Raw genomic sequence first — 23996 nt, 5'->3', positions numbered from 1 at the left:
ACTGATCGAAAGAATCTACCAGGGAATAAGTGCCATCAATGAAGAACCCGTCGTATTCAAATGGAAATACAAAATGGATGATTTGATTATTATTTGATATGATATTTAAAGAACGGTGTACTAGGAATATCTACTTGTTCTCATTTTATCTTGCTGGTGTTAGAGTGTCAGATGTACTTCGTATGAAATGGAATCAGATCAGTGATAACCGTCTGGTGTATAAAATGGGCAAAAACAACAAAGTGGATTCTTTAAAGCTACCTTCTAAGGTGATCGAAATACTAAACTATTATTCAAGGGACAAAAGAGCAAAAGATGACTTTATATTTCCCGAATTGAAAAAAGCGAATATTGATGATGAAAAAGATGTCCACGCTAAAATCCGTACGGCTAATAAGAAGTTCAATTATTATTTAAAACAAATAGCCAGCCTTGCTAAAATTGATAAGAAGGTGACCATGCATATTTCCAGGCACAGCTTCGGAAATATTGCTGGGGATAAGGTATCTCCACAAATGCTTCAAAAGCTTTACCGACACACGAGCCTGACTACGACAATAGGTTATCAAGGTAATTTTGTTCATAAGGATACAGATGAAGCACTGGAGACTGTCATCGGATTTTAGCTTAAGTAATATCTATAAATAACAGCCCGATGGAAGAGAGCTCCTTGAGACGAGAGAATAGTCTTTGGAAAGCTGTTGTCCATTTACAACTTCAAAAGCAAGTCTTCCAATGAATCTTCACTTCGGTCTGACCTTTCTTTTCCATTTAATTGAGCTCGGTATTTAAGAAAATTTGAGAATTTCTCTCTTCCGATTATCATTTCCAGTTCATCAAAGATTTCACTGTTAATCGTTTCCAGATCCTGCATGAAATTACTTTTACTGGTAGTGAATTTATCCTGGACCTTAGACAGCCGTTTAATTCGCTTGTCCATGATCTTAACTATTTGAGTATGCTTAGTTTCATCCCCTATGGCTAGACAGATTTTGTCTGCTAAAACCGTACTATAGAAATTTGACTTGTCTAAACTGGTCGAATCCTGAGCATAGCCAGCCGTTTCGAAACCAATTGTCATCAATAGTAGTAACGTAAAGTATTGCATCGTTTTTTGCTTAATCGTTTAATTTTTAAAGATAAGTTGTATAATACTTCCCTGTAGTTCATTGTACATTTCATTATAATAATGCATAGTTTCTCATGTCCGGTAGCTAGAATTCCTTTGTCAATGTGTATCGTAAACATGTCTGACTGTAGGTGCCGGGCACGCCATTCATTGAAAAATGAATGGAGTCCAACTCATAGACAATGCAGCCCTTCAAAAAAATATCATAATAGACATCTACAGTATCGACATCCCCATCCCCATAAGATAAATAAAGGGTCAGTTCATTCTGCTCCAGCACCTCTAACTCAGGGAAGTATCGCTCATTGAAGGGTTGTATGCCTAATGAATACCCACAGTCTTTTGACCAGTCCAGTTCTACAATGGGAAGGGTATCTGTCGGTGTAAAAAAGCGGACATCTTCAACATTATAAAGTTTATCAAACCCGGTAAATGGCCCAAACAAAGCATTTTCCCCGGATTCTGTCCTGATTTGAAGGAGAATAAATATATCGGTATATTCAAAGGGCTCGTCAGCACAATCATCGCCACCGCTACAAGAAACAAGACTTAGACATGTTATTAGGTATAGCCACTTCATAGTTTTTAAGATTTTTTTTGATCTAATTCAATACTACTTTATACATGATTTCTTCTCCATTATATAGGATGTAAATGAAAATCATACCACTCAAACCATTTGCATTAAAGTAATAGCCTTCTTTTTGAAATGAATCATGGATTAAAGTTAATCCTGTTTCATTTTTAATAGTTATGGTGTTGTGTTTGGTTTGATCTTCGATTGAACTTACCACACCTACATCTTCCCTATTTAACGAAGACGCCGGCTGTAAATCTACTCCTTCCAATGTAATATGTAGTTGATCAGCGGATCGGCTAAGAAAGAGTTGGCTCCCAAAAAATGTGTAGTTGCCCATAACTGATCCACAATCATTGGTTTGCATAAGTAATATTAAATGAGAAGTAAAAGGGGGAGGGAGAGGACTAAATCTAATTTCCGCGTGACCTTTTGACATACCACTGCCAGCACTTGAAATTCCTTGATCTAAGACAGTATAATCTGTACCGTTCATCCAGTCAAGAGAAGTAAAACTTCCATTGGGGATTGGATCCGTTTCGAAGGTGTGGGGTAGCATTAACCAGCCGGAAGAAGGCCCATTGATAATAGGAGTTGGTGGAATACCTACCCAATCAATAGAGGTTTGATTTAGATCAGTAGTACAAAGCCCATTGGAGATCGTAGCCCGAACCCATGAAGGCCCGCTTCGTCCAGTACGTGCCATGAAACTTGCGGAAGTAGTTGCTTCAGAGCTTGTGGTATATCTGAGTTGTAGACGTGAATCATAACTCCAGGAGGTTGTTAAAGGGTAAGGATTCGGAGCAATAGTAACAAGTGATCCTGTTCCCTCACAGACGTTCTCAGGAGCCACAGTTGTATAATTCGCAGCATTTTCCGCAAATTCATTACAAATATTTGGGATCACCGAAAGTAGATATTCTGGTTCATTCCCAGGGCTACTCAGTGATGTCGGAGAAATAAACTCGACTTCAACAAAGTAATCGCCAGGCGTCAGTTGCAATTCCATTTTAGAATAGCTTCCGGCACCCGAGTTATCATCTGACCTAACCAGCGTCAAGTTCTGAACGGCATCAGAACCCAGCAAAATCTCACCTCTCCAGAGCTTTATTCGTGTATCAATGGTACCACTTCCGTTGGCCTGGGCAGTTTCAATTCGAAAGACATCCGTCTGTGTCACCGTAAACCGGGTGATATCTATATCACTCAGTTCAGTGAAATTAAATCTTGGAGTGAGGACGTGTTTCTGTGTATTTCCCAGGGCAATTGTCGGAAGTAGTGAGGAGAAATAATTGTTCGGTTCAAACTGATCGACTTTTATATCACGTATGTTTCGTTCATTCAGGAACTCGGTCAAGGTAATGTCCATGATCGCTATCTGCATGGGTGTGAAAGAAAGCCGACATTTTCTTCTGCTATAGGACATAACATTGTCTGTCATGGGGTCCCAGGCAGCATCCCAATGGTCTTTTCCCCCACCTGTATAAACACAAGCAGTATCGACTTTGCCGGACTGACCGGGGTCTGCCAGTGTATCACATAGTCGGTCGCTGTTCACTTCACATTTTTTGGGGTTGCCTCCCAGCCACGAAATAACACAAAGAGCACCTTGTTTTCTTGTTCGTGACACTGATTCCTGAAAGCAAGTCGGTAAGTCTCCGTTATCACGATCAGAAAGTCCCCAAAAATACCTTCCGGGGTCGTGAGTATGATCCAAATCTAAGTTGTGACCCAACTCATGTGCTAGTGTACTGGCTAAATCAGATACAGAACGTGTTCCAACGGTAAGCGCATTGTTATACTTGGCAAACAAGCGCTGTGCCCGACCGCCGAAATCCTCATCTCCCAACGAATGGATAAAATGTACACCAAAGGCCTTAGAAGGACGATGGCGGTACATCATTGTACTCGATTCTAAATGGTTGTCAATATCTGTATTATAATTCGTGTTGTTGATATAGGCAGGTTCTGAGTTAATATAAAACCGAATACCAGTCCCAGCATCTAAGTAAATCTGATTAACGGATTGTATGACATTTTGCATCCGAAATAAATCGATGCTTTGATTGGTACCATCCGAATTTCGATAAATAATCGGGTATATAGGTATATTATAGGTAGCATTGACTCCTGCTCGAGCTACCGGAACCCCTCCCCTTGGCCCGCTGTAATCCGGGCTATTAGCAATATAATTCTCTAAAAACGCGTTATTACCAAACCATGGCTGATTTACAATTGCTGCCGAATCCAATCTTTCGGAAGAACAATCCGAATCAGAACTTGAAGAACCTGTATAGCTTATTACTAATTTAGGTCGAATGGTAGTATTTGGATGTTCAGTACTTGCATAATTTCGGGAACGATGATGCACTTCATTTACTAGTCGAAAGGAAATCCCATAGTTGTTGGTTGGGTTATTGAGCCAATCACTTGCCAGAGATGTCAAATCAATTTGGCGGTTCTCCGTAGCTGAAGTCGACGAACCAACATTGACCATACCATTTACATCAACAGACGGAGCATTATTCCAGGTAATTGTGCTCGGATTCCACGAGTTGACGACCCGAAAAACACTGATCGCATTGGAACCACTCAATTGACTATTTCCATTGTAAGCACTTGTGGATGTTACAGTAGGGTCACTGTACAGATATAGTACGGCTGAGATAATCGTTGATTCCGCCGGAACCTGGTTTAGATCAAACTTCATGAAAGATCTAAAAAGTGTTTGGAAGCCTGAGGCAGTCCAGGCTGTGGCACTTATTCTTTGATAGTTTTCATAATTCTGATCGGCCATGTGCTCATTCCCAGGTTTTGCATAACGACGTACAACAACATCCTCTAATCCATTGCTACCATCGATGGTGATGGTGGTTTGTCCAAAGGCAAATAGAGAGCAACAGAAGCAAAATACTAGTAGGGTAGTTTTCATAGTGGTAATAAGGTCAACAAAACAATAAGATTGAAACTTCAACAATATTGATATTGCTAGTTAGGACATAAGAATCTTAACAAAAGTAAAGTCTCTAAATTGGCAGATGCTGACAGAGATCAGAATAAAAGGAGACTTAGATCAAGGAAAACAGTATTGGGCTGATCAACAATGAGTTATATGGAATGCTCGAAATTTATACATGACGATTCAGAGATTAAAATCTTCTAGCCTGCCGATATAAAGGCACATTAAATTCACAGTAGCAGCTAAACAGTTAAGTGTTTATAAACTTGCTAGACGCTCAGTTCACACATGCGCTATATACCATGTTAGTGAGCTACTTACTCTTCGATTTCAGTTAATTCTTCAAAATCATCTTCAACTTCGCCAAGTTCAATAAGAGGATTTTTTTCCTCGTCCGTTCGTACATCAGGACAGTCCGCCTGTTCAGATCTCTGAAGGAAAGCTTTTAGATAAGACTCGCGCCAGTTTACTAGATTAATTGAATCAACGATATGTCCTTCATTCTCTATTCTTGTTAGTTCGGAAGTGCCGTATGAATTTTTAAGAATTACTTTATTATAGGTAATGAATTCAAAGCGAAGTGTTTCTGGTGGATTTATCAAATCCACATTAATTCCTTGAGTTACAATTAACATGCCATCCAGAATGTGACATTTGTAAAATGACATTCCATTGTCATAATCATGATTCTGAAAATCTGATACAGATGTAGTCGTGTAATGTTTGTTGATCTTATATTCCTTGTAAGTACCATCCCTTCGGCACTCACCCCATGATCCTATCAAGGGGTTTGGTTTTTGAGTTTCACAAGCTAAAATAGTCCCGAGTATTGTGATAGAAATGAGTTTTTTGATCATGCGGTAGTGCTGTCTAACGTTCAACTATCATCCGTAAGCTGGACTTTTCAAATTTCTAGAAAAGTATCTTATCGTATCAGCCCTTGCAAATAGCTCAGATAGCTTATAGTGTTTGTTATATGCCTTATCACTTCATTCCATTAGTGGTTTTCAGAGAGTCATTTAGTTCAATATGCATGCTGTGAGGATGTTGACCTAGTTTGTTGTAATAGTTGTTCAAAATACTTGAGAGTAAGACTCGTGCACCATCAGCTACCTCCTTCATTTCTCTTTTAGTTACAGTTCCTTGTTGTCTGCGATGAATTTCAACAATGGTTCCTTCGTAATGATCTTTGAAGAAAAATTCCATTCTATTTCCTCCAGGTTCCTGTTTGCTTATTGCTTCAGCATTGGTTGATTCATGGTTCTCATTGTACGAGAAGTATGTATATGGACCCCAATCAGTGATTTCGAAATAATTTACACTGTCGCGGTTATCATAATTTTTATAAACATTACCAACTTCAATTATGTCTTTGACACCCTTTACAATTTCAAAAGGATAGCCATTATAGGATAGGTTCAAATATTTGTCGGGCGTTTCTTTAAATGCTAAAGCAAAATAGTCCCAAACTTCCTCTTTAGACTTCCCTATTTCCATAATAGTAGCTTTTGCAGCGGAATAAACTTCAAGAGATTTTTTTTGATTAAACATTGTTGTAGGATTTTGTGGCATATAGCATCCAAATAACAGGAGCACCCCATTACCAATACTAAATATAGCACTTAAAACAGCTTAAAGGAGATTTTTCTATGCTCATTATCCGCTTATTAAATACTTAATTTCATGGAAATCAATTGGAAGTAGCGTTTAAAAAATTCACAACCCATATCCATGCTTTTGACCAACAGGGTATAATAATTCCTGTTTCCCATTGGTTACTAGTGACATACAACCATCAGTTGATACGTTCTATGAAATCACTAAAATCTGGGATGTAGAAGTAAGGGAGTTGTTTATAACTTCTAAAGGGTAATCTTAAAAATTTAGCAGGGCTATGTGTTGGCAGTTCTCCTTTTAATCAAGGTTTTCATCCATTAATTTGTGCATGCTCTTTCTTAACATTCTTGGTAACTCCCGAAATATTATATAATCCTCTTTGGAGTTCGACATAAAAAATTCTTCCATCATAGGATGATGGTTTGTCATTTCAACCATTTCCTCAAATTGTATTATAGCTTTTTCTTTCTCTTTTGATGAAATATCTGACTTTATTACTCTCAATGTTTCTGTTCCAAGTTCATACAACCAAGGCATTTTGTCTTTCACCAGCGCTAAAGCCATTAATATTCCAATTGTAGGGTTAGGAGTCATATGAAATAATTCTTCAATCATCCTTGGATGAATCCTCCTTCTTCTCTTTCTATCTCTGTATTCGGGATCAATTCTACTTTCGATTCTTGAAGGTAAATCTTGGAACATGACTTTAATCTCCTCAAATAGTTTAGGAGTATCATTTTCATTGTATTCCACAACATGGTTATCCTCCGTATCGGTTTTTCTTTTTGAGAAAATTTCGTCAATTGATGCGATGAATTTTTGAACGTGGAATTTTATTGTTTCCTCATCTGGTTCAGAATTGGGTATTCTGTCAACCAATTGAAAAACGAGCTTGCATAATGCATCTTCATCTCCACTGCAATTTTGAAACTGTGCAAATGGGCCGTTTGAAGCTTTTTTCAGAGTTAGCCCAACTGCAACTCCTAAAATAGGAGTATTCAGCTTTCCTTTGGCCATTCCCGCTTCAAATAGAATCCAAGGTCTATCAACACTATTCGGAGTTAGTAAGCAAACTACATCAGTTGCGTTCTGAATGTTCTTAATTATTTCTGGATACCATTCAACGCCGTATTCAATTCCTTGATTACCTTTTTTGTCAGAAGAACGAAAAGACTTGAGAACACCAGCACTTACTCTCTTTAATAATACACTAAAAGCTTCAGCAATTTCAGCATCTCTGGTATCATGACTTATAAAAACCAACGAACTTGCTGTTTTGAGTTTTGATTGCTCTTCTTTTCCTTCTGATTGTTCGCTCATAACTTTCTGTTTGTATTAATTTGCCTATAACATCCAGATAACAGGGATACCCTATTACCAATACTAAATATAGCCCTAAAAGTAGTGTAAAGGAGATTTTTCTATGCTCATTATCTACTTATTAAGTACTTAATTTCATGGCAGTCAATCGAAAGTAGCATTTCAAAATTCACAATCCATATCCATACTTTTAACCAGCATACTGTTTCCCAAGGGCTTCACCTATCACTAAAGTGCCTGGGTAGGGTCAAGTGGTGGAACATCTGGTTTATTACAGACATAAACCTGCGAAACATATATAGGTGACTTCATGTTGCGAGTACGCTGAGTGGTGGCGCCAATGCTGAAGTTTCTGCGTAAGTATGTGGAGGTGCACCCCCGTATCCGAGTACGGGGAAGGCTGTGGGCTTATGGCTCACGGTCGTCTACTCATTAGCTTGCGCAAGCTATTTCAGATTTTGATTGCTCCATTCCATTATTTTAGTCAGATTTTCTTTCAAAGACTTTCCTTTATCAGTCAATCGGTATTCGACTTTTGGTGGAATTACCGGGTAAGATTTTCTATCTATAATATCCAATTTTTCTAAATCCTTTAATTGTTGTGATAACATTTTTTGACTAATTCCATCAATTGCTTTATCCAATTCATTAAATCGCATTACTTCGTTTAAAATTAAAAGCCAAATAATTACAGGTTTCCATTTTCCACCAATTTGTTCCATAAATATCGTTATTGGACATTCTTTGGCTTGTTGATATTTTTTTTTAATTATTTTTTCTTCTGTTTTCATATCAAAACGTGCTTTTCCGACTTGCTGGTTAGTAACTTACTAAAAAGTAAGTACTTGTCAATTATATAGTTATTTTTCTTTTTTGCGAAAAGAAATTATAAGATGAATAAACAAATAATTGTAATTACAGGTGGAACAACAGGGATTGGATTTGCTTGTGCTGAATATCTATTGAATTTAGATTATAGAGTAATAATAACAGGAAGAACTAAAGAAAATTTGGATAGTGCTATTTCAAAATTAGGGCAAAACTGCTTTGGCTTTTTATCGAACACATCTTCATTAAGTGATATTGATGAATTAGTAATAAAAGTCAAAAATCAATTTGGAAATATTGATGGTTTGTTCGTCAACGCAGGTGTTTTTAGAGCATCTAATTTTGAAGGAACATCCGAAGAATTATTTGATGAAACAATGAATATTAATTTCAAGGGTGCTTTTTTTACAGTCCAAAAATTCATACCTATTTTGAACAACCCCTCAAGCATTGTATTAAATACTTCAATTGTTGTTTTTAAGTCTTTTGCTGACACAAGTGTTTACACTGCAAGTAAAGCAGCTTTGGAAAGTATAGCTAAAGTTCTAAATATTGAACTTGCAGATAGAGGAATTAGAGTAAATATTGTTAGCCCTGGCGTAACCGAAAGTCCAATTCAGAAAAAGTCTGGAATGACTGATGAAGCAATTAATAATTTATTAGAATATTTCTCTTCAACATCGCCAATTGGTAGAATCATTCAACCAACAGATATTGCTCCCATTGTAGAGTTTCTCCTATCGAATAAATCTCGAGTGTTACGAAATGAAAAAATTATCGTAGATGGTGGTACAACTTTATAAGCCCTTTTTATTAAGCCTAATATGTTTTTTGTTTGGTCAATGCGTGCTTGGTCAAGTTGTACTTGATTCTACACAAACAAATTCAACTAGATATGTAAAAGGGATTGAAAATCTGAATGCTTTAGATTCTAACGCATTCCAAAATATTGTAGATAATCTTTCCGAAATAGCACCAGAACTTTCAGATTACATTGTAACATTCGGATATGGTGATATTTATGAAAAGAGTAGTTTGTCAAAAAGAGATAAACAGCTAATAATAATAGCTTCACTTACAACAAAGGGTTACACTCTACCACAACTAAAGTTTCATATAAATTCAGGTTTTAATATTGGCTTGGAAGCAGATGAAATAAAAGATGTGATTTTACAAACCTTACCTTATAATGGTTTCCCAGAAGTATTGAATGCAATGATGATTTTAAAATCCGTTATAGAGGAACGAAAAGATTAGGTTATTGGGTTGGTTTTTTTTTGCCAGACAACAGGAACACCCTATTACCAACACTAAATATAGCACTTAAAATAGCTTAAATGAGATTTTACAATGCTCATTATCCACTTATTAAGTACTTAATTTCATGGCAATCAATTGAAAGTAGCATTTCAAAATTCACAACCTATATCTACCCTTTCGTATGAGGACATGTACCGATCTTTTGATTATTATTTTTCAGATTACAGCGACTGCATAATAAGAGCAGTGTGAATTGAGAGGTTTAGGGGTATAATTCATCTTTACCTACTCCGACTAACTACATTTTAAGGTTAAGAACGACCGCCTTGGATGGTTCAATAAACATATCCAAGAGATCGCGACTATGGCAGGCATATACAAGAGGGTACGTTCTTACAGCTTCCGTGACACTTGGATGAATATTGGCTTGCAATTAGGAATTGATATTCGCAAACTCTCCAAAGGTCTCGGTCATTCATCTGTACAAGTAACAGAGAAACATTATGCAGGATTGATACAGCAAAACTTGTTTGATGAGATTAACTCTAAAATCACTAAAGCAAGCTACAAGAAGCCAAGTCCATGAGATATTTAATCAATGTTCAATGCTTTATTAGTATACTTATCAGCGTGTTTGTTTAGATCACTAAGCCATTCTGCATACATTTCTTTAGGCATCGTGCGATACCCCATACGAAAGATTTTGGCGTATAAAGTTTCCATTTGCTCAAAGAGTGTTTTGTTTTCATCTATCGAAAGAACTTGACTAGCGTAAGTTGCTCCTTCCTTATCCATTATGGCCTCAAATTTCTTCTTCAATGTTTCAGCTTTCAAAAGCATCGCATTCACATAGTTTGGATAATATGCCAGTGCTGTATCAGCACATTGAACTAAAAAATCTAAGTCATCCGGTTTCTTGAAATGCCTTTCATAACCTTTAGCTAAGTCAATCATACACATCACTATTTCTTGGCTTTTCGAGAGCGTATCCATGTAAATCCCGTTCTTGATTGCATCGAGATGAACATAACCACTGCTCTTAATCCAAGCATCAATTGGAAAGGTTGCACTGGTAAGCTCAGTATTATACCATCCAATTTCTGGGTTTTGAGACCTAACCTTGATATAGGTATGGTTTGGTGCAAAAGAAAGATAGGCCTTGGCTTCTAATTCTTCTGCCAGAATTTTATATAAAAGTGGGAGTGAGTGGCAATTGCCGCTATGGGTATTGAGTAATTTGGAAACGAACATATTAGTCCAATCTCTTTCACCCCAGAAATCATCAAAATCGTACAGAAAAGGATCTGGCATGAGGTAGTAATCATCTTTTAAATAGATATTCTCCTTAGCAGTCATTACTGTAAATATGGCTCCATTCTTCCTGATATTCTCTTTATCATCACCCATGTAGTCCAGTTCGGACTTTTCTAAAAATAATCGGGCAATATTGGTGTAATATTCAATTGAGAGGTTAAATGAATCATAACTCAAATTATCATCGAGATAGGCATTTTCGACTTGATATACGGCATCTTTAAGACTAATCTCAATCTCTCCACTTAGCATTCCAGCTAGGTGATCAAATGCCTCGTTATATAATCTGTTATTGGTAGAAACTTTCTGCGCTTGGGTATTGATCCGACCGATAAACACACTTAAGATTATGATCAATAAAACTGATCTACTATTCATCAGAAAGAGTATCAATAAACCTTTGTACTTTCAACTTCCCAGCCGTCTTCAACTTTCGTGAAATTAACTGCATAGTTAAGATAGGTTTGTCCGTATGCCAGTAACATTAACATCTGATCGTCTTGAATATTGATATCCATAATTTCTAGAAAACTTCCATGACCCTCTTGTTTAATTTCCAGCTCAGTTTTCACCATTACAGGCTTCCCAAATTGACTCAGGGTAAAACCTTCTTGACCAGAAATTTCATGATATGATTTCAAAATAACTTGATCAACTGTATCAGGCATGTAGCTCCTCACATCTTCAACGTTTAGAGCACTAAACAAAGCCTGATTCATTTCATCGCGCACATCGTTATTAACAGGCTTCTTGTAAGGATAATAAATACTCCTTTTGCTACTCGACCATTCCTGATCGGGAGGAACATTTTTACACAAATCTAGCCTTGTCCATATATTGATGAGGCAAGAATCATTTTCAATAAGATACTTCTCACCTTCTATGTCCATACTGAAGGGCTGGCTTCCTTCTGCTAAGTGGAAAGTCAAAGTATCGTTGCTGATCTCATAGGTTCCAAACCCACTCCCATCACCCTGATGCCCTTCAATTTTAAACTCAAATTCCTTGTTAGATCTTAATTTAACCCTGTACCATGTCTCATAAAAAAAACCATGATATTCACCTTCAATAGTGTTGGTTTGCTTATCACAACTCATGAAAACAAGAGCAAACAAGCATATGCAGATATATCTGAATATCATTTGTTATGAGGTTTTACGATAAGAATTTCCTGCGATTGATGACCAATTATCTTGTATTTAACTACACTACCATTCTTAAGCTTGAATTGTTGAATAACACCTGAATCAATGTTTCCACCATCTCCTAACCGTGTGTTGCCATTCACAGAATTCTCCCATCCAATGGCTCGACTATGATTGGAATTATAACCTCTCCAATCACCCTTTTTCCTACCGTCAAGAGCCTTGCCGAACTGCTCTCTCACTTCATGAATTATTTTTCCGCCTTGGGTTGGGCCTTGTTGTTCATACTTTGTTGCATCATACTCAGGAAATTGCTCGGTGTCACCGACATCTAAAGCATTGTTTTGGTAGTTACCAACATCGACTTTACTGTTACCGTTAAATACATCTAAATCAACTCTTACAGAGTGATCAACTACTTGTTTGAACCCTTTATAAAACGCCTGTTGGCCTTCAGTTAATTTGCTGACATCACCCCCATCTTCAGTAGCCTGAATACCAACAGTGTACTTTCCCTTTACCGCGTTGCCATCACCGTCTTTAAACTGGGTAAATGTAAGTTTAAATTGGCCGTCAAACATGGCGTTAATCTGGTTAATAAATTTAGTATTCGATCCTTTACCTTTAAAGTAAACCACAAGCTCACGCCCATCTGGATCAACAAATAGAATCGGATTGTTCGCTACATAGTTATAAGGTGAAAGTGGATAAAACTTCTCTCCCAACGGATCCTGAGACATGAATCTGCTGATTAGCTGTGGATCAAGAGAGTGTTCAGAATACATCGTATCATAGGTGATAAAAGAAACGATTTTGCCAGTCACACGATTGAGCATAACACTGCCAACCTGAACGAGAGAGTCTGAGGTAAAATCCTCACTATATTTTCCTTGGCTCAAGGTTGAGATCGGTACAGTGTATCCAAGCCTTTCAAAAGGTTGTTGGCTGTATGAAGTACTCATTATGAGTAACATGATCGTAGTTAATGCAATGACCGATTGTCTCATGTCAGTATTTGTTAAGTGAATTTAGCATTTCTCTTTGTCGTGTTCGACTGGCCTGTCTATTTCCTTCATTATCCATGGCTTTTATCCATTGATTATAAACCTCTTCCGGAATTTCAGAAAACCCCAAGTCATCTATGATTTGATAATCCGTCTCCATCTTTGACTTGATTGCGATAGCCTTTTTATCTTGAAAAAAAGCAGTCTTGGAGCGCTTTTGTTGGTTGTATTGCTCAACCACATAGCGCAAAAGACTGGTGTGATAACTGGCCTTTATTTGATGCGCAGTTATGCTCTTTGAATTGTACTTTAAGGCCAAATTTGCACATCGCAGAGAGAACTCACTTGGCCCAAAAAGTTTCTCATGGGCTAGAGCCAGATCATTAACCGATTGTGCAATAATCTCTTTCTTGGTCAAAGGATTCATGTAAATACCACTTCTAATGGCCTCTGCCTTCACCCAACCACTTTCCATGATAATATCATCGGTGGTAAGCATCTGGTTGGTAAGTTCAATATTATGCCATTCTCCATAGCGATCTTGAAACTTGATATAAGAATGATTAGGGGCAAAGGCCAAAGACACATCAACATTAAGCTCTTCTGCGACCATCAGAAACAAGCGTGGTAATGAATTGCAATTGCCCGTTCCAAAGCGAAGGAGTTTGGATACAAACATTTTAGAATAGTCTTGTCGTCCCCAAGGGTCATCAAAATCATAGAGTAAGGGATAAAAGGTTTGCTCAAATTCTTGACCTTCAAGCGTGATAGTCGTTGTATCCGCCATGACATGAAACATTGACATGACTTTGGAGAGGTTATCGCCTTCTGGTAAGCCTTTTGTTTTTAAGATGTAATCACTGAGAAACGCGAGATTTTGGACTTGTCTTTTCAAGTCCTGATAAGTGACACTTGGGTCATAAGCATTTTCTACGATTGATACGGCCTTCGTAATGTCTAGAGGCTGTTGATCATCTAACATGAGCGACAATTGATCTAAAGCGCGTTCAAATCTTTGATGTCTTGCATCATTATTGAGATTAGGGAAAGTGTAGTTAATAGAGCGAGCAGACATTGCTTGATCTATTTCGGCCATTAATGAGGCTGTCTGAGCTTTTCGATCATTATACGCCTTAATATCATTTTCTACACTCTGAAGATTCACTTGATGGCGAGTCAATCCACCTTGTCTCGTATAATCGGGAAAAGTACTAATCTGACTTACACTATTTGGTATAGATGGTGAATTGTAAAAGTCACTCTCCATCCCATATGTCTCAAAAGAAAAGGGACGAGGCGTTTCGATAGCAAGCATCTGCCCCTGCGTGGGCGACATGAAAAGGCTTGAAAGCCAAAGGATTATACAACTTATATATTTTAGTGGCAAACCAAACAATGTACCTATCTATATTTACTATATAAGATAGATATAATCTTATTTTTTCGCCAAAAAATTTAGTTATATTTCGAGTAAAAACTTACATCGAGATCTATATCAGTTGATCCTTTAGGCATTTCCTCTTGTACGCCCCGCCATTTCGTGTAACTCCTCTATAGCCTTGTCATATCCATTCCGTTGCCCATATATATATCCAAACGCAAAAGCGGCAGAGAGGAAGAAACAAATTGTAAAGATCACAAAGATTACAATTGAGAGGTTTAGGGGTATAATTCATCTTTACCTACTCGACTAACTACATTTTAAGGTAGGTTAGAGGTCATGAAACTTTTGTCGTTATGACCGAAACTAGTGATACCCTTTATTTCCAGAATCTTTCAAAATAGAAATTTCGGTATTCATTCTGCTTAGTGAATCTAATGCTATTAATTATTGAGATGGAATGCGAACGAAGGTTTTCAGGATATTAGCTGTCAAAATGTTTAAACTATGTTTAAACCAAGCCTAAACAAAAAGAGCTTCAAGAAATTCTTGAAGCTCTTAACTGATTGATAATCAGTGTACCCGGGGCGGGACTTGAACCCGCACGGGCGCAATGCCCACAGGATTTTAAGTCCTGCGTGTCTACCAATTCCACCACCCGGGCAACTATTTTAAATATCTGGCGAGTCAGACTTTTCTGACTGTTATTCCTTTGTTAAATCAGGAACATGTCTCAAACAATAATGCCGGAACCCGTCCGGCATATTTTGTTTACTAATGGAGCGGGAGACGGGGTTCGAACCCGCGACCTCAACCTTGGCAAGGTTGCGCTCTACCAGCTGAGCTACTCTCGCTTGAGAAACAAACAGTGTTGTTCGTTTTCCAATTGGATTGCAAATTTAAGTAAGGGAGCTTAATTTGCAATACTGTTATCAATTTTTCTTCTCTTATTTCCGGGATTGTTTTGCCCAGTTATCCCTTAACGTAACAGTTCTGTTGAATATTTTTTTAGTATCACCAGAATCCTGGTCTACTACAAAATAACCCTGACGCTCAAATTGAAAACGACTACCCGCTTGTGCATTTTTCAATGAAGGCTCTACTTTTACATTATCCAATGTACTCAATGAATCGGTATTGAGATGGTTCAAAAAATCATCTTCGATTTCATTCAGGTTTTCGGTTTTAAATAAACGGTCATAAAGCCGCACTTCTACTGTCTCCGCATGCTTTGCTGAAACCCAGCTCAATGTACCTTTCACTTTCTTTCCGCTGGTATCCTGACCACTTTTGGAATCAGGGTCATAGGTACAGATGATCTCTGTAATATTACCATCTCCGTCTTTTTTGAAATCTTCACACTTAATAATATAGGCGTATTTAAGTCTTACTTCACGTCCGGGGCCCAGCCGGAAGAATTTTCTGGGAGGGTCTTCCATGAAGTCGGCACGTTCAATGAATATCTCGTTCGAAAATGGAAGCTTGCGGGTACCGGCGCTTTCATCTTCAGGATTGTTGATGGCAGTCAGCTCTTCGTCTCTGTCTTCAGGATAGTTGGTAATGGTCAATTTAACAGGGTCCAGCACGCCCATAACACGATTGGTCGTTTTATTCAAGTCCTCGCGAATACTGTATTCCAATAGTGCCACATCTGTGATACTATCTCTTCTCGCAATTCCCACTTTATGAATAAAGTTCTTGATGGCATTCGGCGTATATCCCCTACGTCGTATCCCGGATAGGGTAGGCATACGTGGGTCATCCCAACCGCTTACGTAACCCCCTTCTACCAGTTGGAGTAGCTTTCGCTTACTGACAATAGTATACCCTAAGTTGAGCCGTGCAAATTCTATTTGGCGTGATGGGAATATCTCCAGTTGTTCGATGATCCAGTTATACAGTGGGCGATGTACCTCAAATTCTAATGTGCAGAGCGAATGTGTGATCTCTTCCAGGCTGTCAGATTGTCCATGGGCAAAATCGTATGTTGGGTAGATGCACCAGCTGTTTCCTGTACGATGATGCTCTACATGTCTGATACGATAAAGGATCGGATCACGCATGTGCATATTAGGGGAAGCCATATCAACTTTGGCCCGTAATATTTTAGCTCCGTCGGGATATTTACCATCCTTCATTTCTGAAAAGAGTGTCAGGTTTTCCTCCACGGACCGGTTTCTATACGCACTTTCCTTTCCAGGCTCTGTAGGCGTACCACGTTCTGCCCGAATCTGTTCCACCGGGGTATCGTCTACATAGGCTTTTTCTTTCTTGATTAGCTCTGTCGCCCACTCATAAAGCCGGTCGAAGTAATCTGAAGCAAACAGGGCGTTTCCATGCCATTCGTATCCAAGCCACTCTACATCTCGCTTAATGGCTTCTACATATTCGGAACTTTCTTTTTCCGGGTTGGTATCATCAAAACGCAGGTTGCATTTTCCGCCATATTTCTCCGCCAGTCCAAAGTTTAACACAATGGATTTTGCATGCCCTATGTGGGGGTAACCATTTGGTTCAGGAGGAAATCGAGTATGGACCACCCCTCCGTGTTTGCCGTTTTTAAGGTCTTCTTCTATGATTTGCTCAATGAAATTTAGAGGCTCTTTGCTCTCTGTGTCGCTCATACTTACCGGATTTAAACAGTTCACAATGTTAGGGAAAAACCGTATGAACTCATTGCAAAATTTTTACAACTATCCGGTGGTTAAACACCTATTTGTTAAATTAGGAGTATGTATGCCATAGTTGATATTGAAACTACAGGTGGCTTTGCCGGAAAGCATAAGATCACGGAAGTGGCCATTTATATCCATGATGGTGAGAGTATTGTGGACAGCTATGTCACACTGATCAACCCACAGCAAATAATACCGGAGTATATTACAGGGCTCACAGGCATAACGAATGATATGGTAGCCACGGCGCCTGTTTTTAAAGAGGTAGCCCAGGCAATACATCACTTGATCAAGGACAAAGTTTTCGTAGCACATAATGTCCATTTCGATTATTCCTTCTTAAAAACCGCACTGGAAGAAGCAGGCCTGGAGCTTGGCCCAAAAAGACTATGTACCGTACGGCTGAGCCGGGGTATATTTCCGGGACTTCGATCCTACAGTTTGGGTAATTTATGCGAACAATTGGAAATACCGATAAAGAACCGGCACAGGGCGGCAGGAGATGCTGAGGCTACGGCCATTTTATTTGAAAAACTCCTGAATGAAAACGCTGAGTTTGTACAGATTGCGCTTCACAAGGGGTCAAAAGAAACCACACTTCCTCCAAATTTGCCTAAGCAGGAGTTTAATGCGCTGCCGGAATCGCCCGGAGTTTACTATTTTCTGAATGATAAAGGTGAAGTGATCTATGTGGGAAAAGCTGTAAACATTAAACGCCGGATCAGCGGGCATTTTTCAGGGCGCTCTAAAGACCCGCGAAACCAGTATATACGTAATGAGGTGCACCATATTCAATATGAACTGACGGGAAATGAGTTATTAGCCCTGGTACTGGAATCGCAGGAGATAAAACGGCTTTGGCCCAAGTACAACCGTTCTCAAAAATATGTCCAGAATCAATGGACCTTATACCGATATGAAGACAGACTGGGTTACCAGCATATCAATGTAGGTAAGCTAATGAAGGGAATGCAAGGACTGATTGTGTTCAATACCCATGCTGATGCGTGGCATTTTCTAATTGCTAAAGCCAAAGAATATGATCTCTGTCCCAGATTATGCGGTATACATAAAACCACAGAGCGTTGTTACGACCTGGACGAAGGAAATTGCAAAGGGGCATGTATCGGCGCCGAAGAACCTGGCATATACAATCATCGGGTACAAGAGTTAATAGAAACGTTAAGTACTGATGATCATTCGTATGCCATTGTAGGAACAGGCCGTTATTTGGATGAAAACTCTGTTATTTTGGTCGAAAAAGGAGCTTACAAAGGATTTGGTTTCTGCCATCAACGTCTGGGCATAAAGCACCTGGACCAGGTAAAAACTATCGTAGAGCACTACAAAACCACTGTTGAGATAGACCGATATCTTCAAAGCTATATCAATAGTCCTGAAGCTGAGGTTATTACGTTGGAATAATATTAAAAATCCTAAAAACCTTTACTCCACTGTGACAGATTTTGCCAGGTTTCTTGGCTGGTCCACATTGCACCCTCTCATAACCGCAATATGATATGATAACAGCTGTAATGGAACAACGGATACCAATGGCATTAAAGCTTCATCTGTTTTAGGGACTTCGATCACAAATTCTGCCATTTTGGGGATAAGTGCATCTCCCTCAGTCACTACTGCGATCACTTTTCCTTTACGGGCCTTTACCTCCTGGATATTGGATACCACTTTGTCGTAAGAGCTGTCACGGGTAGCAATAAAAACAACGGGCATTTCTTCGTCTATAAGTGCTATAGGCCCGTGCTTCATTTCTGCGGCCGGATAGCCCTCAGCGTGAATATATGAGATCTCTTTGAGTTTTAAAGCACCTTCCAGTGCTACGGGGAAATTGTATCCTCTGCCCAGATACAGAAAATTACGTGCATCCTGGAATAAAGTTGCTATATCTTTGATTTTTTCATCGAGTGTGAGCGCCTTTTCTACTTTGGAAGGGATGTTTTCCATTTCTACCAGTAGCTCATGGTACCTTCTTTCCGTTATGGTTCCCTTTTTCTGGGCTACTCTCATAGCGATCATATTAAGAACGGTCAATTGAGCCGTAAACGCCTTGGTAGATGCCACTCCTATTTCAGGGCCTGCGTGTGTATACGCCCCTTCATGTGATGTTCTTGCAATAGAAGAACCTACTACATTACATACACCAAAAATGATTGCTCCTTTGGATTTGGCTAATTCAATCGCTGCCAGCGTATCTGCTGTTTCACCCGATTGGGACACGGCGATCACTACATCTCCTTCGTTGATGATAGGGTTCCTGTAACGGAACTCTGACGCATATTCTACCTCTACAGGTATCCTGCAGAACTCTTCGAAAAAATATTCTGCTACCAGGCAGGAATGCCACGAAGTGCCACAGGCCACCATGATGATCCTGTCGGCATTGACAAGTTTATTTGCATATTCCCGGATACCTCCCAGTACTAACCTGCCACTATTCGCATTTAAACGCCCTCGCATACAGTCGCTGATGGATTTTGGCTGTTCAAAGATCTCCTTCAGCATGAAGTGTTCGTAACCTCCTTTTTCGATGGCCTCCAACTCCATGTCAAGGGTTTGGACATAGGGTGTGCTGGGTACGTCCTGGGTATTCTTTAAGCGAAGCTCATTGTTTTCTATTATGGCTATTTCATAGTCGTTTAGATAGACTACTTCATTTGTATACTCAATAATGGGTGTTGCATCTGATGCCAGGAAAAATTCGTCTTTCCCGACTCCAATGACCAATGGACTACCTTTTCTGGCGGCGATCAACATATTAGGATTGTCCTGAGACATGATCACAATGGCATAAGCACCTACTACCTTGGTCAGGGCCAGCCGAACGGCTTCTTCCAATGTGCAGTTTTCGTTTTTCTGTATGTCTTCTATAAAGTGAATAAAGACTTCGGAATCGGTATCACTTTGGAACGTATACCCCTTATTTAACAGATCTTGTTTGAGCGAGCTGTAGTTTTCAATGATACCATTGTGAATAATGGCCAGTTTTTTAGAAAAAGAATAGTGTGGGTGGGCATTTTCATCATTGGGCTCTCCATGTGTGGCCCACCGTGTATGGCCTATGCCTATAGTACTGGAAAGGCTCTCTTCTTCAAGCGTATTCTCGAGGTCAACAACACGCCCCTTTTTTTTATAGATGTTCAATCCACCATTTAACAAAGCGATGCCTGCGCTGTCATAGCCTCTGTATTCCAAGCGTTTGAGGCCTTTAATAATCACATCGTGGGCCTTTCGAGACCCTACATATGCTACTATACCACACATATTTTAGTCAATTGAATTATAAAATACTCTCAGGAAGATAGAATCTTTAGGAATGATCACCCGGCTTAATTCTCTATCAAAAGCACTTTTAAGTATGACCCTGTTTAAATCTGTTCCGGCTGTAATTACTTCCTTCAAATAGATAGGTGTTGTAATCACGTTAACAGAGTCATTGTCGTAAGTAAGATTTACCGGTACTTCAGCGAATGGACTACCCGGGCCAAACAAGGTGCCGCTGGGAATGACCGAAAATTCAGAACTTTCCAGTTCTTCATCCGAAGTCAATGTGACGCTGAGTCCTGCAGGAGTTCTAAATCTTTTGTCAAGTAAGGTAGAGTCACCATTTATAAACAGTTGAGCATTTTGTACAACAACTCCTGAGGGAATAGTATCTGCAAAGTTTAAGAATGGCGCCAGGTCGACGGATGCAAATAAATTAGCTCCTGCATGGATATATACATTAGGGTCATCCAATACTACAGGGTCATAACTGGAAGTAATGGTGCTGAATCGGCCATTTGTCCAGCCTGAGTTAGCATTTGGAGAAACCTCATTAAATGATGCGAACGTATTAAATGAATAAAATAAAGTATCCAGGTTAGAGTCATTATCCCTGTAAAAAAACCTGACAATATTATTGATCCGTTCCCCTTGTGGGTTGGTACTTGAATAGACCAGGGAAGTATTACCTGCTTCTGGTACTATCTTAAATCCTTTTACAGTGTTGCTGAACACAGTGAAAACACTGTCATCAGCTACATTTTCATCGTCTTTTAATAAGGTAATGTGATTGTCAAAGATCTCTTTCCAGACCACCGGGTCCAGATCAAAACGAGTGTTATAGAAATATACACTATCCGTATCAAAAAGTGTGGGGTCAATACCTAATTCCGGTGTGTACTCCAGCCCTAATGAATCGGAAACAAAGTTGAAATTTGCACTTCCCACTTTCCGGTCTGCGGCGACGTTACTCGAATTGGTGTAGTCAACATCGCTGGAAATTACCTCAGACAACTGGTACAATCCTAATTCAACGGCAGGGCTTCCCTCTAAATCGCCAAAAGCGTCTGTAATTCTAAGGACCATTTCAGCACCTACAAAGTCAAAAACGAGTGTATCACTGAAACCCACCCTGCTAAGCGGAGGTACCAGATGGGTATAAGCCGTAGAACGGATCGTACCGAACTCCGGATCCTGATGTTCTCCGGCAATGAGTGTCCCACTATTATCTGCTTCAAGATCGTCAACCCAAACCTGGCCCAGGTAATCTTTTAGTGGTATTTCTACAAAAAAAACCCCCAAGTTGTCATCTTGAGGTAACCCTATTGTTTTCTCTTCTTCACAAGAAAAAAATGCGAGGGCTGAGAAGATACACAGCCCAAGCCTTTTAGCCCACAAGTTCATTATATAGATTATAGTATGAATCTGTAAAATTTTCGTTGTCCTCTATGGTTTCTATTTTCTTTTCCTCTGTTAGCTCTCCAAACAAGCCATCCAGTGACTGATGGTCTTCTGCTTTGATAACAGCGTCAGAAAATTCTACCCCTAATTTGATAAAACCATTGAAATCGGCTGTTTGTAAGTTTGCCAGCATGCTATCTTCAATATCCATCATTTTCACTTTCTCAATTAAGTCATTGTCAAACTTGTGTGAAAAACTGGTATTATATACTGAAAATACGGTCTTGGCTTCCTTAAACAAAGGGTCGTTCTTATAGGTGGTTTTTAAATATAAAGGTATCAGGCTGGTCATCCAGTCATTACAATGCACAACATCCGGTGCCCATCCAAGTTTTTTTACGGTTTCTATAACGCCTTTACAGAAAAATATTGCCCGCTCATCGTTGTCTTCATAAAATTTGTTTTCTTTATCGTGAAAGACGGATTTACGATGAAAGTAATCCTCGTTGTCAATAAAATAGACTTGTAATTTGGCGTTGGGAATAGAGGCCACTTTAATAATTAATGGCTTTTCCTCTTCACCCACCGCAATGTTAATACCTGATAATCTTACAACTTCATGTAATCTGTTCTTCCTCTCATTGATCAATCCAAACCGGGGGACCAATATTCTGATCTCCATTCCTTTTTCCTGCATTGCCTGAGGCAACTTTCTTACGAAATCTGCAACTTCGGAAGTTTGTAAAAACGGATTGATCTCGCTGGCTACATATAGAATACGAAGTTTTGACATATTGATACGGATTTGATTAACAAAAAATTAATCCACAAAAGTACTAAAATTTTAGCTCTAATCCGCATTAAGTGTTTTTAAAAAACATAATTTTGCGGCCTCTTGAATGGTCTCAAATGCAGTTATTTAGGCAAATCAAACACCTCAAGGCATGGTTAAAAAGTATGAGAGCACAGGGCGCCACGATAGGTCTCGTGCCCACCATGGGAGCATTACATGACGGGCATTTATCTTTGGTAGAAAACGCCCGTAAGGAAAATAATGCAGTAGTTACAAGTATTTTTGTTAATCCGTTACAATTTAACAACTCTGAAGATCTGCATAAGTACCCTAATACATTTGAAGAAGATATAGCGCTGTTGGAAAGCCGGGGAAATGATGTTGTTTTCGCTCCGGAAAGAGACGGATTGTATCCGACAAAAACGCGGTTGGTCCTGAATTTTGACAATCTTGAGCATACCATGGAGGGACAGTTTCGCCCTGGCCACTTTAATGGTGTGGGTATAGTGGTTGCTAAATTACTTAACATTGTGCAGCCGGACAGCGCTTACTTCGGTCAGAAAGACCTTCAACAGTTTGCGGTTGTCCAGCGATTAGTGAACGACCTGTCATTTGATGTACAGTTGCGATGCATTCCTACTGTTCGCGAACCGGATGGACTGGCTTTATCGTCAAGAAACAGGCGTTTAAGTATAAGTGACAGAAATGAAGCAACCATATTTTATGCTTCATTAAAGAGGGGTGAAGAGCTCATAAAGCAGGGTATGAAAGTAGAAACTGTTCGACAGGAGGTTAAAGATTTTTTCAAAAAAAGTAAAGCAGAACTGGAATACTTTGAACTCATTGATACATGGACATTACAAAAGATAGATGGCATAAAAGGCAAGAAGTCCGTAGCATTGTGTATTGCCGGATACTTAGGTGCTGTGCGGCTTATTGATAATGTGATCATACATAATGAATATTGAAGTCTTAAAATCAAAAATACATCGGGTAAGAATTACTCAATCCGAGTTGCACTATGTGGGTAGTATCACCATTGATCAGGATCTGCTGGACGCATCAAATCTCATAGAAGGAGAAAAAGTGCAGGTGGTGAATATCAATAATGGTGAGCGTCTGGAAACCTATGTGATCACCGGAGAACGGGGCAGTGGCATGATCTGCTTAAATGGCCCCGCAGCCCGGCTGGCCCAGGTAGGTGACATCGTCATTATTATATCATATGCTCATATGGATTTTGAGGAGGCCAAAGTATTCAAGCCTACGGTCATTTTTCCTGATGCTAACAACAAGTTACCTTTATAGGTT

The 23996-nt window shown here is 39.2% G+C and carries 22 protein-coding genes and 2 tRNA genes; 7 read left to right on the top strand and 17 right to left on the bottom strand.

Going from position 1 to position 23996, the window contains the following annotated elements:
• Positions 1-98: 98 nt before the first annotated feature.
• Entirely contained in the window at positions 99-626 is a 528-nt protein-coding gene (locus FNH22_RS05275) for a tyrosine-type recombinase/integrase (protein ID WP_143397289.1), read from the top strand.
• Between the two features lie 83 nt (positions 627-709).
• Here the strand turns inward: FNH22_RS05275 and FNH22_RS05270 are convergent, their stop codons facing one another.
• The 7 genes from FNH22_RS05270 to FNH22_RS05240 all read right to left on the bottom strand — a co-directional run bounded on the left by FNH22_RS05270 (position 710) and on the right by FNH22_RS05240 (position 8393).
• Positions 710-1108 carry a hypothetical protein gene (locus FNH22_RS05270; RefSeq protein ID WP_143397288.1) on the bottom strand — a complete coding sequence of 133 codons (399 nt, stop codon included), beginning with the start codon at positions 1106-1108 and terminating at the stop codon, positions 710-712.
• A 106-nt stretch (positions 1109-1214) separates the two neighbouring features.
• Positions 1215-1709: a hypothetical protein gene (locus FNH22_RS05265; protein ID WP_143397287.1), complete on the bottom strand. Its 495-nt coding sequence runs from the start codon at positions 1707-1709 to the stop codon at positions 1215-1217.
• Positions 1710-1731: 22 nt separating this feature from the next.
• Complete coding sequence (locus FNH22_RS05260; protein WP_143397286.1) at positions 1732-4638, bottom strand: DNRLRE domain-containing protein; 2907 nt, start codon at positions 4636-4638, stop codon at positions 1732-1734.
• 344 nt (positions 4639-4982) lie between these two features.
• Positions 4983-5522: a hypothetical protein gene (locus FNH22_RS05255; RefSeq protein ID WP_143397285.1), complete on the bottom strand. Its 540-nt coding sequence runs from the start codon at positions 5520-5522 to the stop codon at positions 4983-4985.
• Positions 5523-5649: 127 nt separating this feature from the next.
• The gene (locus tag FNH22_RS05250; protein WP_143397284.1) at positions 5650-6216 is read right to left on the bottom strand and encodes a hypothetical protein; all 567 of its coding nucleotides are present in this window, start codon (positions 6214-6216) and stop codon (positions 5650-5652) included.
• A 363-nt stretch (positions 6217-6579) separates the two neighbouring features.
• The gene (locus tag FNH22_RS05245) at positions 6580-7602 is read right to left on the bottom strand and encodes a toll/interleukin-1 receptor domain-containing protein (protein ID WP_143397283.1); all 1023 of its coding nucleotides are present in this window, start codon (positions 7600-7602) and stop codon (positions 6580-6582) included.
• Positions 7603-8048: 446 nt separating this feature from the next.
• A complete protein-coding gene (locus FNH22_RS05240; RefSeq protein ID WP_143397282.1) occupies positions 8049-8393 on the bottom strand; it encodes a helix-turn-helix domain-containing protein in 345 nt (114 codons plus the stop codon).
• 102 nt (positions 8394-8495) lie between these two features.
• On the opposite strand from FNH22_RS05240, the gene FNH22_RS05235 reads away from it, so the two are divergent.
• The 3 genes from FNH22_RS05235 to FNH22_RS05225 all read left to right on the top strand — a co-directional run bounded on the left by FNH22_RS05235 (position 8496) and on the right by FNH22_RS05225 (position 10276).
• Positions 8496-9233 carry an SDR family oxidoreductase gene (locus FNH22_RS05235; protein ID WP_143397281.1) on the top strand — a complete coding sequence of 246 codons (738 nt, stop codon included), beginning with the start codon at positions 8496-8498 and terminating at the stop codon, positions 9231-9233.
• Entirely contained in the window at positions 9214-9687 is a 474-nt protein-coding gene (locus tag FNH22_RS05230; protein ID WP_143397280.1) for a carboxymuconolactone decarboxylase family protein, read from the top strand. The genes FNH22_RS05235 and FNH22_RS05230 overlap by 20 nt, the downstream gene beginning before the upstream one ends.
• A gap of 349 nt (positions 9688-10036) precedes the next feature.
• Positions 10037-10276, top strand: coding sequence for a tyrosine-type recombinase/integrase (locus FNH22_RS05225; RefSeq protein ID WP_255517992.1), 240 nt, complete (start codon positions 10037-10039; stop codon positions 10274-10276).
• A 5-nt stretch (positions 10277-10281) separates the two neighbouring features.
• Here FNH22_RS05225 and FNH22_RS05220 read toward each other — a convergent pair whose 3' ends face one another.
• The 7 genes from FNH22_RS05220 to FNH22_RS05190 form a co-directional block, all read right to left on the bottom strand.
• Positions 10282-11382, bottom strand: coding sequence for a hypothetical protein (locus FNH22_RS05220; RefSeq protein WP_143397278.1), 1101 nt, complete (start codon positions 11380-11382; stop codon positions 10282-10284).
• Positions 11383-11393: 11 nt separating this feature from the next.
• Positions 11394-12101: a hypothetical protein gene (locus FNH22_RS05215; protein WP_143397277.1), complete on the bottom strand. Its 708-nt coding sequence runs from the start codon at positions 12099-12101 to the stop codon at positions 11394-11396.
• Positions 12102-12142: 41 nt separating this feature from the next.
• On the bottom strand, positions 12143-13156 hold the full coding sequence (locus FNH22_RS05210) for a hypothetical protein (protein WP_143397276.1): 1014 nt from the start codon (positions 13154-13156) through the stop codon (positions 12143-12145).
• Position 13157: 1 nt separating this feature from the next.
• Positions 13158-14489, bottom strand: coding sequence for a hypothetical protein (locus FNH22_RS05205; RefSeq protein WP_143397275.1), 1332 nt, complete (start codon positions 14487-14489; stop codon positions 13158-13160).
• A 624-nt stretch (positions 14490-15113) separates the two neighbouring features.
• Positions 15114-15198 (bottom strand) — tRNA-Leu (locus tag FNH22_RS05200).
• 114 nt (positions 15199-15312) lie between these two features.
• Positions 15313-15388: transfer RNA gene (locus tag FNH22_RS05195), tRNA-Gly, on the bottom strand.
• 93 nt (positions 15389-15481) lie between these two features.
• Entirely contained in the window at positions 15482-17158 is a 1677-nt protein-coding gene (locus FNH22_RS05190) for a glutamine--tRNA ligase/YqeY domain fusion protein (RefSeq protein ID WP_143397274.1), read from the bottom strand.
• Between the two features lie 108 nt (positions 17159-17266).
• Between FNH22_RS05190 and FNH22_RS05185 the strand changes: the two genes are divergently transcribed.
• A complete protein-coding gene (locus FNH22_RS05185) occupies positions 17267-18634 on the top strand; it encodes an exonuclease domain-containing protein (RefSeq protein WP_143397273.1) in 1368 nt (455 codons plus the stop codon).
• Between the two features lie 21 nt (positions 18635-18655).
• On the opposite strand, the gene glmS is transcribed toward FNH22_RS05185, so the two are convergent.
• From glmS to FNH22_RS05170, 3 genes are read right to left on the bottom strand one after another with little or no spacing between them, the layout of a single operon-like run.
• A complete protein-coding gene (gene glmS, locus FNH22_RS05180; protein WP_143397272.1) occupies positions 18656-20491 on the bottom strand; it encodes a glutamine--fructose-6-phosphate transaminase (isomerizing) in 1836 nt (611 codons plus the stop codon).
• 3 nt (positions 20492-20494) lie between these two features.
• Positions 20495-21895 (bottom strand): DUF4270 family protein, encoded by a 1401-nt coding sequence (locus tag FNH22_RS05175; protein WP_143397271.1) that lies wholly within the window; start codon positions 21893-21895, stop codon positions 20495-20497.
• Positions 21879-22685 (bottom strand): glycogen/starch synthase, encoded by an 807-nt coding sequence (locus tag FNH22_RS05170; protein ID WP_143397270.1) that lies wholly within the window; start codon positions 22683-22685, stop codon positions 21879-21881. The genes FNH22_RS05175 and FNH22_RS05170 overlap by 17 nt, the downstream gene beginning before the upstream one ends.
• Before the next feature lie 116 nt (positions 22686-22801).
• On the opposite strand from FNH22_RS05170, the gene panC reads away from it, so the two are divergent.
• Both panC and panD read left to right on the top strand, forming a co-directional pair.
• Positions 22802-23653 (top strand): pantoate--beta-alanine ligase, encoded by an 852-nt coding sequence (panC, locus tag FNH22_RS05165; protein WP_143397269.1) that lies wholly within the window; start codon positions 22802-22804, stop codon positions 23651-23653.
• Complete coding sequence (gene panD, locus FNH22_RS05160) at positions 23643-23993, top strand: aspartate 1-decarboxylase (RefSeq protein ID WP_143397268.1); 351 nt, start codon at positions 23643-23645, stop codon at positions 23991-23993. The genes panC and panD overlap by 11 nt, the downstream gene beginning before the upstream one ends.
• Positions 23994-23996: the final 3 nt, after the last annotated feature.

The organism is Fulvivirga sp. M361, from assembly GCF_007097395.1.
Classification (GTDB): Bacteria; Bacteroidota; Bacteroidia; order Cytophagales; family Cyclobacteriaceae; genus Fulvivirga.
The sequence above is the reverse complement of the archived record's forward strand: the minus strand, read 5'-3'. Positions and strand labels throughout refer to the sequence as shown.

Bases quoted from the DNA above. Each gene is read 5' to 3' on its own strand.
- FNH22_RS05275 (WP_143397289.1), top strand. From the start codon at position 99: ATGATATTTAAAGAACGGTGTACTAGGAATATCTACTTGTTCTCATTT.
- FNH22_RS05270 (WP_143397288.1), bottom strand. From the start codon at position 1,108: ATGCAATACTTTACGTTACTACTATTGATGACAATTGGTTTCGAAACG.
- FNH22_RS05265 (WP_143397287.1), bottom strand. From the start codon at position 1,709: ATGAAGTGGCTATACCTAATAACATGTCTAAGTCTTGTTTCTTGTAGC.
- FNH22_RS05260 (WP_143397286.1), bottom strand. From the start codon at position 4,638: ATGAAAACTACCCTACTAGTATTTTGCTTCTGTTGCTCTCTATTTGCC.
- FNH22_RS05255 (WP_143397285.1), bottom strand. From the start codon at position 5,522: ATGATCAAAAAACTCATTTCTATCACAATACTCGGGACTATTTTAGCT.
- FNH22_RS05250 (WP_143397284.1), bottom strand. From the start codon at position 6,216: ATGTTTAATCAAAAAAAATCTCTTGAAGTTTATTCCGCTGCAAAAGCT.
- FNH22_RS05245 (WP_143397283.1), bottom strand. From the start codon at position 7,602: ATGAGCGAACAATCAGAAGGAAAAGAAGAGCAATCAAAACTCAAAACA.
- FNH22_RS05240 (WP_143397282.1), bottom strand. From the start codon at position 8,393: ATGAAAACAGAAGAAAAAATAATTAAAAAAAAATATCAACAAGCCAAA.
- FNH22_RS05235 (WP_143397281.1), top strand. From the start codon at position 8,496: ATGAATAAACAAATAATTGTAATTACAGGTGGAACAACAGGGATTGGA.
- FNH22_RS05230 (WP_143397280.1), top strand. From the start codon at position 9,214: ATGGTGGTACAACTTTATAAGCCCTTTTTATTAAGCCTAATATGTTTT.
- FNH22_RS05220 (WP_143397278.1), bottom strand. From the start codon at position 11,382: ATGAATAGTAGATCAGTTTTATTGATCATAATCTTAAGTGTGTTTATC.
- FNH22_RS05215 (WP_143397277.1), bottom strand. From the start codon at position 12,101: ATGAGTTGTGATAAGCAAACCAACACTATTGAAGGTGAATATCATGGT.
- FNH22_RS05210 (WP_143397276.1), bottom strand. From the start codon at position 13,156: ATGAGACAATCGGTCATTGCATTAACTACGATCATGTTACTCATAATG.
- FNH22_RS05205 (WP_143397275.1), bottom strand. From the start codon at position 14,489: ATGTCGCCCACGCAGGGGCAGATGCTTGCTATCGAAACGCCTCGTCCC.
- FNH22_RS05190 (WP_143397274.1), bottom strand. From the start codon at position 17,158: ATGAGCGACACAGAGAGCAAAGAGCCTCTAAATTTCATTGAGCAAATC.
- FNH22_RS05185 (WP_143397273.1), top strand. From the start codon at position 17,267: ATGTATGCCATAGTTGATATTGAAACTACAGGTGGCTTTGCCGGAAAG.
- glmS (WP_143397272.1), bottom strand. From the start codon at position 20,491: ATGTGTGGTATAGTAGCATATGTAGGGTCTCGAAAGGCCCACGATGTG.
- FNH22_RS05175 (WP_143397271.1), bottom strand. From the start codon at position 21,895: ATGAACTTGTGGGCTAAAAGGCTTGGGCTGTGTATCTTCTCAGCCCTC.
- FNH22_RS05170 (WP_143397270.1), bottom strand. From the start codon at position 22,685: ATGTCAAAACTTCGTATTCTATATGTAGCCAGCGAGATCAATCCGTTT.
- panC (WP_143397269.1), top strand. From the start codon at position 22,802: ATGCAGTTATTTAGGCAAATCAAACACCTCAAGGCATGGTTAAAAAGT.
- panD (WP_143397268.1), top strand. From the start codon at position 23,643: ATGAATATTGAAGTCTTAAAATCAAAAATACATCGGGTAAGAATTACT.